At 68.4% G+C, this 12,673-nt stretch carries 15 protein-coding genes; 12 read left to right on the forward strand and 3 right to left on the reverse strand.

All coding sequences use genetic code 11. From position 1 onward, the window contains the following. Nucleotides 1-47: 47 nt before the first annotated feature. The 3 genes from ACVOMM_RS02835 to ACVOMM_RS02845 are packed head-to-tail and all read right to left on the reverse strand — an operon-like array spanning nt 48 to nt 3,418. The gene (locus ACVOMM_RS02835) at nt 48-608 is read right to left on the reverse strand and encodes a hypothetical protein (protein ID WP_476340062.1); all 561 of its coding nucleotides are present in this window, start codon (nt 606-608) and stop codon (nt 48-50) included. Between the two features lie 27 nt (nt 609-635). Beyond that, nucleotides 636-1,055, reverse strand: coding sequence for an NUDIX hydrolase (locus tag ACVOMM_RS02840; protein WP_481525863.1), 420 nt, complete (start codon nt 1,053-1,055; stop codon nt 636-638). Continuing rightward, nucleotides 1,052-3,418, reverse strand: a complete 2,367-nt coding sequence (locus tag ACVOMM_RS02845) for a S9 family peptidase (RefSeq protein ID WP_065181421.1) — start codon at nt 3,416-3,418, stop codon at nt 1,052-1,054. Before ACVOMM_RS02845 ends, ACVOMM_RS02840 begins: the two co-directional genes overlap by 4 nt. A 167-nt stretch (nt 3,419-3,585) precedes the next feature. Here ACVOMM_RS02845 and ACVOMM_RS02850 point away from each other — a divergent pair, with 167 nt between their 5' ends. The 12 genes from ACVOMM_RS02850 (at nt 3,586) to ACVOMM_RS02905 (ending at nt 12,673) form a co-directional block, all read left to right on the forward strand. Next, nucleotides 3,586-3,915, forward strand: coding sequence for a hypothetical protein (locus ACVOMM_RS02850; RefSeq protein WP_279942995.1), 330 nt, complete (start codon nt 3,586-3,588; stop codon nt 3,913-3,915). A 37-nt stretch (nt 3,916-3,952) separates the two neighbouring features. Next, the gene (locus ACVOMM_RS02855; RefSeq protein ID WP_053519922.1) at nt 3,953-4,594 is read left to right on the forward strand and encodes an RNA polymerase sigma factor; all 642 of its coding nucleotides are present in this window, start codon (nt 3,953-3,955) and stop codon (nt 4,592-4,594) included. Further along, the gene (locus tag ACVOMM_RS02860) at nt 4,591-4,806 is read left to right on the forward strand and encodes a hypothetical protein (protein WP_053519921.1); all 216 of its coding nucleotides are present in this window, start codon (nt 4,591-4,593) and stop codon (nt 4,804-4,806) included. The genes ACVOMM_RS02855 and ACVOMM_RS02860 overlap by 4 nt, the downstream gene beginning before the upstream one ends. A 175-nt stretch (nt 4,807-4,981) precedes the next feature. After that, nucleotides 4,982-6,379 (forward strand): cytochrome ubiquinol oxidase subunit I, encoded by a 1,398-nt coding sequence (locus ACVOMM_RS02865; RefSeq protein ID WP_053518068.1) that lies wholly within the window; start codon nt 4,982-4,984, stop codon nt 6,377-6,379. Nucleotide 6,380: 1 nt separating this feature from the next. Beyond that, nucleotides 6,381-7,394 (forward strand): cytochrome d ubiquinol oxidase subunit II, encoded by a 1,014-nt coding sequence (gene cydB, locus ACVOMM_RS02870; protein WP_065174269.1) that lies wholly within the window; start codon nt 6,381-6,383, stop codon nt 7,392-7,394. 214 nt (nt 7,395-7,608) lie between these two features. Beyond that, nucleotides 7,609-8,352: a beta-ketoacyl synthase chain length factor gene (locus tag ACVOMM_RS02875; protein ID WP_053518071.1), complete on the forward strand. Its 744-nt coding sequence runs from the start codon at nt 7,609-7,611 to the stop codon at nt 8,350-8,352. Continuing rightward, on the forward strand, nt 8,345-9,142 hold the full coding sequence (locus ACVOMM_RS02880; RefSeq protein WP_053518128.1) for a lysophospholipid acyltransferase family protein: 798 nt from the start codon (nt 8,345-8,347) through the stop codon (nt 9,140-9,142). Before ACVOMM_RS02875 ends, ACVOMM_RS02880 begins: the two co-directional genes overlap by 8 nt. Beyond that, nucleotides 9,129-9,386 carry a phosphopantetheine-binding protein gene (locus tag ACVOMM_RS02885; RefSeq protein ID WP_053518072.1) on the forward strand — a complete coding sequence of 86 codons (258 nt, stop codon included), beginning with the start codon at nt 9,129-9,131 and terminating at the stop codon, nt 9,384-9,386. The genes ACVOMM_RS02880 and ACVOMM_RS02885 overlap by 14 nt, the downstream gene beginning before the upstream one ends. Before the next feature lie 17 nt (nt 9,387-9,403). After that, the gene (locus ACVOMM_RS02890) at nt 9,404-9,661 is read left to right on the forward strand and encodes an acyl carrier protein (protein WP_053518073.1); all 258 of its coding nucleotides are present in this window, start codon (nt 9,404-9,406) and stop codon (nt 9,659-9,661) included. Nucleotides 9,662-9,683: 22 nt separating this feature from the next. Next, nucleotides 9,684-10,235 carry a COG4648 family protein gene (locus tag ACVOMM_RS02895; RefSeq protein WP_053518075.1) on the forward strand — a complete coding sequence of 184 codons (552 nt, stop codon included), beginning with the start codon at nt 9,684-9,686 and terminating at the stop codon, nt 10,233-10,235. Then, entirely contained in the window at nt 10,228-11,913 is a 1,686-nt protein-coding gene (locus ACVOMM_RS02900; RefSeq protein WP_481525864.1) for an ApeI family dehydratase, read from the forward strand. Before ACVOMM_RS02895 ends, ACVOMM_RS02900 begins: the two co-directional genes overlap by 8 nt. Then, a complete protein-coding gene (locus ACVOMM_RS02905) occupies nt 11,903-12,673 on the forward strand; it encodes a glycosyltransferase family 2 protein (RefSeq protein WP_053518077.1) in 771 nt (256 codons plus the stop codon). Before ACVOMM_RS02900 ends, ACVOMM_RS02905 begins: the two co-directional genes overlap by 11 nt.

A 12,673-nucleotide genomic window follows, 5' to 3' on the forward strand; every position in this document is an offset into this window, starting at 1 on the left:
CGCGTACTTTACCGCAGGGCCTGCCGCACGCCGCGGGTGAGGGCAGGTCAGTGGAAGCAGGAGCGGATATCCGGCCGCAGCAGGCGCCAGGCCAGCCAGCCCTGCGCGACGAGCAGGGCGAAGGCGCCGCCGAACAAGGTCAGCGACATGAGGATGTGCTGGGTTCGCGCTTCGCGCAGTGTGCCTGGATCGACGATACGCCCGATGACGTCGGCGACGACGCTGTCCAGCCACCCGGCGACGGCGAAGTTTGCCAGGGCCGAGAGCCACAGCAATGCCACGTAGCTCCACAGGCCCCAGCGACGTCGCCGGGCGAATCCCCAGCTGGAAAGCACGGCGGGGATCGCTGACAGCATCAGCCACAGGGTAGCGTCCACCGGTTTGCGCAGGATCCACAGCACGCCTGGCGGGAACTGCTGTTCAGTGGCCGACAGCAGCATCCACCGCCAGAACGGGCCGCCGGACAGCTGCCAGACCACCAGCGCCTGAATCGCCATGGCCACCACGAACGCTGCGCAGATCAGCAGCGACGCCAGGCCGAGCGGCCGCACGAAATCCTCCGGGTTGAGCGGCGTGGCAGGGCGGTGCCGGGGCGGTTGAAGCGACATCCGATGTCCTTGGCTGCAGTGGCGTCTTCAGCGGGTCGCCACCCGGGTGGCAACGGCCGGCAGGATATGGTGTTCGCTCAAGGGTGCCAAGAGCAGGCCATGGGGCGGGCGCAGCGGCACCCACGCCAGCTCGGCGATTTCCGCGCGTGCCTGCGGCGTGCCCTGTACCTGCACCCACCAGGCCTCGGCCTGTACGCGATGACCAGGCTCGTTCACCGCCCAGTCCTGGAAATGGCCCAGCGCCACGGCAGGGTCGGCGAGCAGGCGCACACCCAGCTCCTCGTCCAGTTCGCGGGCCAGCGTCTGCAGTGGCGTTTCGCCCGGTTCGGGCTTGCCTCCGGGCTGGATGAAGCGGTCGGCGCCGTGCTTGCGTACCACCAGCGCCCGGCCGTGGTCGTCGACGATGACCGCAGCCACGATGTGGATCGTGGCCGCGGCACTGCTCACTTCAGGTTCTGCTCGAACAGCTTGAGGATGCGCTTGTACTGGTCCAGCCAGGAGTCGGCGCGGACGTAGCCGTGGCGCTCCAGCGGGTACGGGGCGATCGACCAGTTGTCCTTGTGCAGCTCGATCAGGCGCTGGGTCAGGTTCACCGAGTCCTGGAAGAACACGTTGTCATCCATCATGCCGTGCGCGATCAGCAGGTTGTCCTGCAGGTTCTGCGCGTACTCGATCGGCGAGGACACCCGGTACGCCTCTGGATCGATGTCCGGCGTGTTGAGGATGTTGCTGGTATAGGCGTGGTTGTAGTTGTGCCAGTCCACCACCGGGCGCAGCGCGGCACCGGCCTTGAAGGTGCCCGGTGCGCGGAACAGCGCCATGAAGGTCATGAAGCCGCCGTAGGAGCCACCGTAGATGCCGGCGTGGTCACGGTCGCCCTGCTGGGTGTCCACCAGCCAGTCCAGGCCGTCCTTGTAGTCTTCCAGTTCCGGGTGGCCCATGTTGCGGTAGACGGCCGTGCGCCAGTCGCGGCCGTAGCCCTCGCTGCCGCGGTAGTCCATGTCCAGCACGATGTAGCCCTTCTGCACCAGCAGGTTGTGGAACATCTGCTCGCGGAAGTAGGCCGGGTAGCGCTGGTGCACGTTCTGCAGGTAGCCGGCACCGTGCACGAACATCACGATCGGGTACTTCCTGCCCGGTTCCTTGTGCTCGGGTTCGTAGTACTTGGCCCAGACCACGCCGGCGCCATGCCTGGACGGTACCGCCACCAGCTTCGGCTGGATCCACTGGCGCGCCTTGAAGTCGGCGCTGCGGGTATCGGTCAGCACGCGGGCCTGGCCGCCCGCGCTGGGCAGCACCGCCAGCTGCGGTGGCAGGTAGGCACCGGAGTAGCGCACCAGCAGCTGCTGGCCATCCGGCGACAGCGAGAAGTCTTCCACGCCGTTGAGGCTGGTCAGCTCGCGGACCTGACGGCTGCCGGTGTCGACCGCGCAGACTTCGTAATCGTGCGGGGCCTGCTGGTTGCACAGGAAGTAGAAGCCCTTGCCGTCGGCCGACAGCACGGGCGCGGAGGTCTCCCACTTGCCGCTGGTCAGCGCCTGCGGCCGGGCAGTGCCGGCCTGGGTGTACAGGTGCGAGAAGCCCGATTCCTCGGACAGCAGCCACAGCGTGCGGCCATCGGCCATCCAGCCGAAATCGTTGAAGCCCCAGTTGATCCACGCGTTGTCGGTCAGCCGGTGGCGGTTCTGCACGCGGCCGTCGCTGCCGATGCTGACGATCCAGCGGTCCTTGTTGTCGTTGGCGCGCAGCATCACCGCCGCCTGCTGGCCATCGGCGCTCCAGCGCATGCCGCCGCCCATGAAGTCGCTCATCACCTGCACGCTGCGTTCGCCCTTCAGCGCCTCCTTGCCGGCCTTGCGGCGCAGGTCGGCCAGCGGGTCGGTGGCGATGCCCGGCAGGCCGGACAGCGACAGCTTCTGCGCCTTGCCGCTGCGCACGTCCACGTACCACAGGGTGTGCGGCTCGTTGCCATTGCGACCGACGCGGGTGCGGGTGTCCTCGGTTTCCTCGTAACCGGATTCGGTCACGTACAGCGGCATCTTGCTGGTGCGGCCCTCGTCGAAGTCCTTCGGCGTGGTCACCACGATCAGGTGGCCCAGGTCCGGCGACAGCACGCTGTCGGCGATCTCCACGTCGGCGCCCAGGTATACCGGGCCCGGCGCGCGGGTCGGGTCGGCCTGGCGCCAGCGCTGGTCCTGGTCCTTCAATGCCTCGCGCTGCTCGCGGTCGCGACGCAGGGTTTCCAGGGTACGCAGCTGCTGGTCGCGCAGCAGGTCGTCCTTGGGCGCGCTGTTGGGGTCCTTGTCGGCCTTCAGGCTGGCAACCTGCTGCACGCCGCCGGCAGCGGTCCAGTGGAACCAGTTCTGGCCCACCCGCCAGATCACGCCGTTGTCGGCAGCGAAGTTCACCCCGCTGGCGCGCTCGTTGCTGCGCGTGAGCTGGGTGAGCGCGCCGCTGCGCAGGTCGCGCACGAACACGTCGCCGTTGCGGACGAAGGCGCTGCGGGTGCGGGTGCGGTCGTAGACCGGATCGGCCACGTCCAGGGTGCCGCGCTGGTCGTCAGCCACCTGGGCCGCAACACCACCGGCCACGGGCTGGCGGAAGGTGTCGCGCACCGGGCTGCCGTTGCGCTTGAGCTGGTACTCGACCTGCTGGCTGTTCCAAGACCACCAGGCCTTCTCGACCGGCGGACCGATCCAGTCCGGATCCGCCATGGCCTGTTCGATGGTGATCGGCGTCGGCGCGGCATGGGCGGCCGGTGCGGCCAGCACGGCCGACAGCAGGAGGGACAGGGGCAGCACTCGGGACATGGGCGGACGGCACCAGAAAAGGAAACCGGGCAAGGGTAGCAGCCGTTCGCGCCGCAGGAGGGGGCCACAGGTCATGGCGGCGGGATCGGCAAAGCGGTGCAACCGGTGCCCGCCATCGCGCATCCATTCTCCTGAACCCGCATCATTCACCGCACAGGAGCACGACCATGCAGGAACTCATCCCGATCACCCTCTTCATCTGCATCGCCTACGCCATCCACGCCATCGCCGATGCGCGCGCGCGCAGCAAGCTGGTCGCACCGCACGTGCCCGAGGAGGTGATCCGCGCCCTGGCCGTGCTGGAGGAAGAGCGCCGCCGCCAGGGCGCGCTGCGCTGGGGCATCAGCCTGGTGTGCCTGGCCCTGGCCATGGGCCTGCTGGAAGTCCTGGGCGCCCGCGACCTCACCTTTGGCGCCGCCGCCGCCCTGGTGGGCAGTGCCGGCCTGGGCCAGCTGCTGGCCTGGCACTTCACCCGCCCCGCCGTGCGCAAGAGCTGAGCGCCGGCATGCCACACGCCCCGGGGGAGCGGTGCGCATGAGCCTGCTGGGCGAAGCCCTGTCCGCCCTGCGCGGCCGCCGCCGGCAGGACGCCGCGGCGGCCGCGGTCATCGAAGATGATGCGGCGCTGGTGCGGGCCATCATCGATGGCTCGCAACCGGCGTTCGCGCAGCTGGTGCAGGCCCATCAGCGCACGTGCGCGCATGTGATCGGTCGCATGGTGGGTGACCGCGATCAGGTCGCTGACCTGCTGCAGGAGACCTTCCTGGCGGTGTTCCGGCAACTGCACCGGTTCCGCTTCGAATCCTCGCTGCGGACCTGGATCTCACGGGTGGCCTACACCACCGCATTGCAGCACCTGCGTCGCCGGCGCCTGGAAGCGCAGTGGATGGTGGCGGTGGAGGTACCGGAGGATCTGGGCATCGGTGACGAGGGACCGGGCCCGGCCGAACTCAGCCAAGCGCTGCAGGCCGGCCGCCAGCTGGGTGCGGCGCTGGAGCGGTTGAGCCCGCCGCAGCGCCTGATCGTCGGCCTGCACTACCTGGAGGATTTCGACCTGGCAGAGATCGAGCAGGTGACCGGTCTTGCGCGCGGTACCATCAAGAGCCACCTGCACCGCGCGCGTCTGCTCCTGAAGCAGGAACTGACGCGGCATGCCACCGCCGGAGAACTGCTGTGAACCCACCGACCGATCCCCGCGATGCCGACGAGCGCGCGCTGGCGCAGGCGTTGCGTGAACAGGCACGGCAGGAACAGACCCCGGACGTGAGCGAGGCGTTGCAGACGCGTATTGCCAGTGAGTCGCGCGACAGTGGCGTGGGCTATGTGGTGGTGCAGGTGCTGCTGGTGGGCGCGCTGCTGGCGGCCGGTGCCTGGTACTTCTGGCCTTGAGGCTCTCGCCGGGCCATGCCCGGCGGATCGGCGCCGGCAGGTCATGGGGCGCGGCCATGCCCGGCGGCTTCCCCTGCGACAGAGTGAAGCAGCGCGTCACCCGGTCGCATCCCGGCGTAACGAAATATTCCTAAAGTGGTCCGGTATCCCACCGGTCGCAGGCAGGAGGCGTCCCTTGGACGCGTTGTTGTTGTCCCGGATCCAGTTCGGATTCGTCATCAGTTTCCATGTGCTGTTCCCGGCCTTCACCATTGGCACGGCCAGCTGGCTGGCCTTCGTCGAATGGCGCTGGCTGCGTACCCGTCTCCCGGTCTGGCGGGAGCTGTACTTCTTCTGGCAGAAGATCTTCGCCGTATCGTTCGGCATGGGCGTGGTCAGCGGCATCGTCATGGCCTTCCAGTTCGGCACCCACTGGCCGCGCCTGAGCGAGGTGGCCGGTACCGTCATCGGCCCGCTGCTGACCTACGAGGTGCTGACCGCGTTCTTCCTGGAAGCCAGCTTCCTGGGCGTGATGATGTTCGGCTGGGGCCGGGTTTCGCCGCGCCTGCATTTCCTGTCCACCTGCATGGTGGCGCTGGGCACGCTGTTCTCCACGTTCTGGATCCTGTCGTCCAACAGCTGGCTGCACACTCCGGCCGGCTACGAGATGGTCAATGGCATCGTGCATCCGGTGGACTGGTGGCAGGTGGTGTTCAACCCGTCGTTCCCGTACCGGCTGGCGCACATGGCGCTGGGCTCGTTCATCACCACCTGCTTCGTGATCGGCGGCGTGGGTGCGTGGTACCTGCGCAGGGGAACGCACGTGGAGGCGGGCCGGCGCATGCTGATCGCGGCCGTGGCGTTTGCGGCGCTGACCGTGCCGGTGCAGATCTTCGTCGGCGACATGCATGGCCTGAACACCCTCAAGCACCAGCCGATGAAGATCGCGGCGGTGGAAGCGCACTGGCATGAATCCGGCGAAGGCGAGGGCGTGCCGCTGGTGGTATTCGCGCTGCCCAACGAAAAGGAAGAGCGCAACGACTTCGAAGTCGCCATTCCGAAGCTGGGCAGCGTGATCCTGACCCATTCGCTGGACGGCACCTTCGATCCGCTGACTTCGGTACCGGCCAGTGAACGGCCACCGGTGACGCCGGTGTTCTTCGCCTTCCGCATCATGGTTGGACTGGGCACGCTGATGCTGCTGCTGGCATGGGTGTCGGCGTTCCAGCTGTGGCGGAGGAAGCTGCTGGATTCGCCGTGGCTGCTGCGCGGCTGGAACTGGATGTTGCCGAGCGGCTTCATCGCGCTGCTCTCCGGCTGGTTCGTCACCGAGATGGGGCGGCAGCCGTGGGTGGTCTACGGCGTGCTGCGTACTGCCGATGCGGTCGGCCCGCAGAGCGCATGGATGACCGCGCTGTCGCTGGGGGTCTACGTCGTCGGCTACGCCTTCGTCTTCGGCTGGGGCATCTGGTACCTGGTGAAGATCCTGCGCCATGGACCGCAGCCCCACGACCAGGGGCCCTCGCTGGACCACGGCAGCCACACCCCGGCACGGCCGCTGTCCGCCGCCGACGAACCGCTGGAGGAGCGCTGACATGGACCTGGTGACCTGGCTGCCGGTGGCGTGGTTCGCGGTGATCGGCTTCGGCGTACTGATGTACGTGGTGCTGGACGGGTTCGTGCTGGGCATCGGCATCCTTGCGCCGTTCGCCGAGGACGAGGAGCAGCTCGACCTGATGATGAACACGGCTGCGCCCATCTGGGACGGCAACGAGACGTGGCTGGTGCTGGGCGGCGCCGGCCTGCTGGCGGCGTTCCCCAAGGCCTATGCAGTGCTGTTGTCGGCGCTGTATCTGCCGGTGCTGCTGCTGGTGGTGGCACTGGTGTTCCGAGGCGTGGCCTTCGAATTCCGCTTCAAGGCGCATCGCTCGCGGAGGCTGTGGAGCGTGGCGTTCGCGCTCGGCTCGCTGCTGGCCACGTTCGCCCAGGGCGTGATCCTGGGCGCGCTGGTGCAGGGGCTGCCCCTGGTGGACGGGGTGTACCACGGCGGTGCGTTTGCCTGGTTCAGCCCGTTTGCGATGCTCACCGGCGCGGCGCTGGTCGCCGGTTACGCATTGCTGGGCAGCACCTGGCTGATCCTGAAGACGGAAGGGCGCGTGCAGGCGCTGGCGCGGCAGCTGACACGGCCGCTGGTGGTGGCGGTGATCGCAGCGATGGGCCTGGTCAGCAGCTGGCTGCCGTTCCTGGACTCGCGGTTGATGGCGCGCTGGTTCAGTGACGGCAACTTCTGGTGGCTGTCACCGGTGCCGTTGCTGACCCTGGCGGTGGCCGCTGCGTTGTGGCGCAGCGCCACGCATCCACGCCGCGACCTGCCGCCGTTCCTGCTCAGCCTGGCGCTGTTCATTCTCGGCTTCCTGGGCCTGGTGCTGGGCATGTGGCCGTACCTGCTGCCGCCCTCGATGACGTTGTGGCAGGCAGCCGCACCGGCGTCCTCGCTCGGCTTCACCCTGGTCGGGCTGGTCATTCTGCTGCCGGTCATCCTCGGCTATACGGCGTGGTCGTACCGGGTATTCCGCGGCAAAGTGCAGGCCGGAGCCGGTTACCACTGAGCAATGGCGTGCGGGGCCACAGGTGCCGGCCCCGTGTTGTGCAATGTGAAACCTGCACACCCTGCGCAGGACGTGCTAGCGTGCGCTCCTTTCCGGCCGCCAGGGGGGCAGCCGGCGACGTCCTGGACGCACGCACGGCTGCAGGGACGGGGGGCCGCCGCGCGTCGCCATAATGGCTCGTGCCATCGTTCTCCTGATGAAGCACCATCGCTAGATGATCGAATTCTCCATCGTCGACTGGGCTGCCTGGGCACCTGGCCTGAGCGAGCGCAGCCAGTGGCTGAGCTGGGCTGACGCGCCCTTCCTGCCACAGGGCGAGGGCACGCCGGCGCTGTCCGAGGTGCCCGCGATGCAGCGTCGCCGCATCGAGCGGCTGGGGCGGATGGCGATCCAGACGGCCTGCTGGTGCGAGGATGGCCAAGGGGCCGACAGCCAGGTACCGCTGGTGTTTGCCAGCCGCCATGGTGATGTGGCGCGCTCGATGGACCTGCTCGGGGCGCTGGTGAACGAGCAGCCCCTGTCGCCCACCGGATTCGGCCTGTCGGTCCATAACGCGATCGCTGCGCTGTACTCGATCGCTCGTGGCCATCGCGGCAACTATCTGGCGCTGGCTGCCGGCCAGGCGACGGTGGAGGCCGCCTGCCTGGAGGCCGCCGGTCTGCTGGCCGATGGCGCCCGCGAAGTGCGGGTGGTGGTCTACGAGTCGCCGTTGCCCGAAGTTTACGCGACGTTCGCCGACGAACCCGACCCGTTCTTCGCTTGGTGCTGGCGTGTGGTGGCGCCGACACAGGCGCTGCCGACGCTGTCGCTGCAGTGGGATGGCGCGCCGGCCCCGGTTACCGCCGCGCCCGGCCTGTTGCCGCACGCGTTGGACCTGCACCGCTTCCTGCTCGCGGGCGCGCCGGCGCTGGAACACGTTGCCAATGGCCAGCGCTGGCGCTGGAGCCGCCGTGGCTGAGGCGCTGCGCCGCCTCGATCTTGCCTGGCGGGTGGTGGGCACCGGCCTGAGTTTTGCTGCGTTCGGCATCGGCGGACTGCTGCTGGGCGCCGTGGTGATGCCGGTCCTGCTGCTGATGCGTGATCCGGTGGCCCGCCGCCGTCGCGCCCGCCGCGTGGTGCAGGTGGCGTTCGCCAGCCACCTGCGGCTGATGCGCGGGCTCGGGGTGATGACCTATGAGATCGAAGGGCGCGAGCGCCTGCAGCGCGACGGCCTGCTGGTCCTGGCCAACCACCCCACCCTGATCGACGTGGTCTGCCTGGTCTCGCTGCTGCCCAATGCCGACTGCGTGGTCAAACGGGCGGTGGCCCGCAACCCGTTCATGCGGGGCCCGGTCCGGGCCGCCGGCTACATTTCCAATGACGACGGGGCCGGCCTGGTCGATGACTGCGTGGCCGCGGTACGGGCCGGCGGCAGCCTGGTCATCTTCCCGGAAGGGACCCGCAGCGTGCCCGGCCAGTCGCCGAGGCTTCAGCGTGGGGCCGCCAATATCGCCGTCCGCGGCCGGCTGGACATCACGCCGGTGCGGATCACCTGTACCCCGCCAACCCTGAGCAAAGGGCAGAAATGGTATCGTGTGCCATCACGTCGCTTTCACGTTCGGCTGCAGATCGGCGAAGATATCCCGATCGCGCCATTCCTGGCCGAAGACGACGCGCCAAGGGGGGATGCCTTGGCAGCACGCCGCGTCACCGAGCACCTTTCTCGTTATTTCGACCTGTCTGGAGATTCGACCCGTGCAAGCACTTGAGCACGAGATCAAGGAATTGATCATTTCCTCGCTTTCACTGGAGGACATCACGCCGGAGGACATCGATCCGACCGCGCCGCTGTTCGTCGAGGGCCTGGGCCTGGATTCGATCGACGCTCTGGAACTGGGCCTGGCGCTGCAGAAGAAGTACGGTGTGAGCCTGTCGTCCGACTCGGAAGAGACCCGGCGCCATTTCTCCAGCGTGCGCGCGCTCGGCGAGTTCGTCGCCGCCCGCCAGTCGTAACGGCGCCAGGAGCTGCCATGACCAAGAATGAACTGTTCGAACGCATCGTCAACATCCTGACCGACAGCTTCGAGATCGAACCGGCCCGGATCACCCCCGAGGCACGTCTCTATGACGACCTGGACATCGACAGCATCGATGCGGTCGACCTGATCGTGCAGCTCAAGCCGCTGCTCGGCCGCAACCTGCAGCCGGAAGCGTTCAAGGCCGTGCGCACCGTGCAGGACATCGTGGATGTCGTGCACCGGCTGCTGCCGGACCAGGCAGCAGCCTGACCGCAGCGCGGGCGGCTCCGCCTTGGCACGCGCGCGTACGGTCGTGGTGGCGGCGATTTCGCTGGCCTACCCGCTGCTCGTCTACCTGGCGATGGGCCGCTTCGAGCCGCGCTGGCTGGCACTGCTGCTGTTCACCCTGGCATTGCTGCGTGCCCTGAGCACGCGCCAGCCGCTGTGGTGGGCTGCTGCAGCCGGTACCGGACTGCTGGCGGTGCTGGCCACCGTGCTCAACCAGGCGCTGCCGCTGAAGCTGTACCCGGCGCTGGTGAACGTGGTGATGCTGTGCGTGTTCGCCATCAGCCTGCGGTTCGGGCCGCCGCTGGTGGAGCGCCTGGCGCGGCTGCAGGAGCCGGACCTGCCACCGTTCGCGGTGGCCTATACCCGCCGCGTCACCCAGGTGTGGTGCGGCTTCTTCGTTCTCAACGGCAGTCTGGCCCTGCTCACCGCGCTGTACGCATCGGATCGGGTCTGGATGCTCTACAACGGATTGTTGGCGTACGTGATGATGGGCGTATTGTTCGCAGGCGAATGGCTGGTGCGGCGACGGGTGAAGGCGGCGCACGCCCATGGCTGAGTGGATTGCCCTGGACCGGCTGCTGCGGGATGCGCGGCCGCAGCGCGCTGTCGGCATCCGCGATGGCGAAGTGATCGACCATCAGCAATTCCGCCAGCGCGTAGTGGCCTGGCGTACGGCGTTTGCCGCCACTGACGGCCGTGACTGGGCGCTGTACTTCGATGATGCCGTGTCGTTCGCCGAGGCGCTGTTCGGTGCCTGGCACGCCGGCAAGCGGGTGTTCCTGGCCGCCGACAACCTGCCCGCCACGCTGCAGGCCCTGCAGCCGCAGGTGAGCGGTTTTGCCGGTGACGTTTCCCGTGATTACCGGCCACTGATGATGGCGGCCGCCGGTGCGCAGGTCGAGCTGGATGCGTTGGACGAGCATGCCTGCGAGCTGTGCGTGTTCACGTCGGGCAGCACCGGCGAACCCACTGCGATCGACAAGCGCCTGGACCAGCTGGCGCGCGAGGTCGATGCGTTGCAGGCCGCGTTCGGCGCACAGCTGGAAGGCGCGCAGGTGCATGGCACGGTGTCGCACCAGCACATCTACGGCCTGCTGTTCCGCGTGCTGTGGCCGCTGGCCGCCGGTCGCCTGATCCATCCGCGGCGGTTCTTCCATGAGGATCTGGTCGCTGCGCTGGCGGGCACGCAGACGGTGCTGGTGGCGACCCCGGCGCACCTCAAGCGCCTGCCTGCGCAGCTGGATTGGGCCAGCCTGCAGGGCCACCTGCGCGCTGTGTTCTCCTCTGGCGGCCCGCTGCCGGAAGAGGCAGCGCGGCAGGTGCGGCAATGGATGGCAGTCGCACCGACCGAGGTCTACGGCAGCAGCGAGACCGGCGGCATCGCCTGGCGTCGCTGGGATACCGATCTTCCGCCCTGGCAGCCGCTTCCGGGGGTGCAGTGGAGAATCGAGGGAGGCTGCCTGGCGGTGGCTTCACCCCATCTGCAGAGCCGCGACTGGTGGTGCACGCAGGATCGGGTGGAAGCGCTGGCCGAGGGGTGCTTCCGCCTGCTCGGCCGCGCCGACCGCATCGTCAAGATCGAAGAGCGCCGCGTTTCGCTCGATGCGCTGGAACGTGCGTTGCGCGACGACGCGGACGTCGATGACGTGCGCGTGCTGGTGCTGCCCGGCCAGCGCGAGCAGCTGGCGGCCGTGGTGGTGCCGGCCGATGCGGCACTGCTTGATGCCGATGATGCCGCGCGCCGCGCGCTGGGCCAGCGGCTGGCCGCGCGCCTGGCACAGAGCCATGACGCCGTGACCCGTCCGCGCCGCTGGCGGCTGGTACCCACGCTGCCGGTGAATGCGCAGGGCAAGGTGACCCAGGCCGCGCTGGTGGCCCTGTTCCAGCCGTCGATGCCGGTGCCGGTATGGGATCGGCGCGAGGCGGCCAGCGCTACCCTGCGCATGACACTGGACCCGGCGCTGCGCCCGTTCCAGGGACATTTCCCGCAGGCCGCGATCCTGCCCGGCGTGGCCCAGGTGGACTGGGCGGTGCGCTTTGCCCGGCAGGCCTTTGCGATGCCGGAGGGGTTCGTGCGCATGGATGCGGTGAAGTTCCAGCATGTGGCGCGTCCGGGCGACGAGCTGACGCTGCATCTGGACTGGGATACCGCACGTAACGTGCTGGTCTTCCGCTATGCCTCCGTGCATGGCGTACACGCCAGTGGCAGGATGGTCTTCGCCGATGCGCAGTGATCCGGCCGATGCCGGTGCCGCGTTCGCGCCACTGGTGGTGATTCCCGTCTACGACCACGAACATGCTGTCGCCGCGGTGGTCGATGGCGTGCAGCGCGCTGGCCTGCCCTGCCTGCTTGTGGACGATGGCTCGCATGCATCATGTGCTTCGGTGCTGCAGGCGCTGGCACAGCGTGAAGGGGTCGATCTGCTGCGTCTGCCGGTCAACCAGGGCAAGGGTGGGGCGATGCTGGCGGGCTTCGCCGAGGCCGCAAGGCGGGGCTGCAGCCACGTGCTGCAGATCGATGCCGACGGCCAGCATGACACCGGCGACCTGCCGCGCTTCATCGCGGCCGCGCGTGCGCGGCAGGACGCGGTGATCTGCGGCATTCCCGCCTACGATGCCAGTGTGCCCAAGGCCCGCCTGTACGGTCGCTACGCAACGCATGTCTGGGTCTGGATCAACACGCTGTCGCTGCATCTGCGCGACACCATGTGCGGTTTCCGTGTCTATCCACTGCCTCCGGTGCTGCGCCTGATGGGCGAAGAGACCATCGGCCGGCGCATGGATTTCGATACCGAAGTGATGGTGCGGCTGTACTGGCGGCAGGTGCCGGTGGAACATCTGGCGACGCGGGTGACCTATCCGGCAGACGGTGTCTCGCATTTCGATGTGTGGCGCGACAACGTACGCATCAGCCGCATGCATGCGCGCCTGTTCTTCGGCATGCTCCGGCGCGCACCGCGCCTGCTCTGGCGCCGCCTGCAGGGGCAGGGCTGA

The sequence above is a fragment of the Stenotrophomonas sp. STEN009 genome (assembly GCF_056760395.1).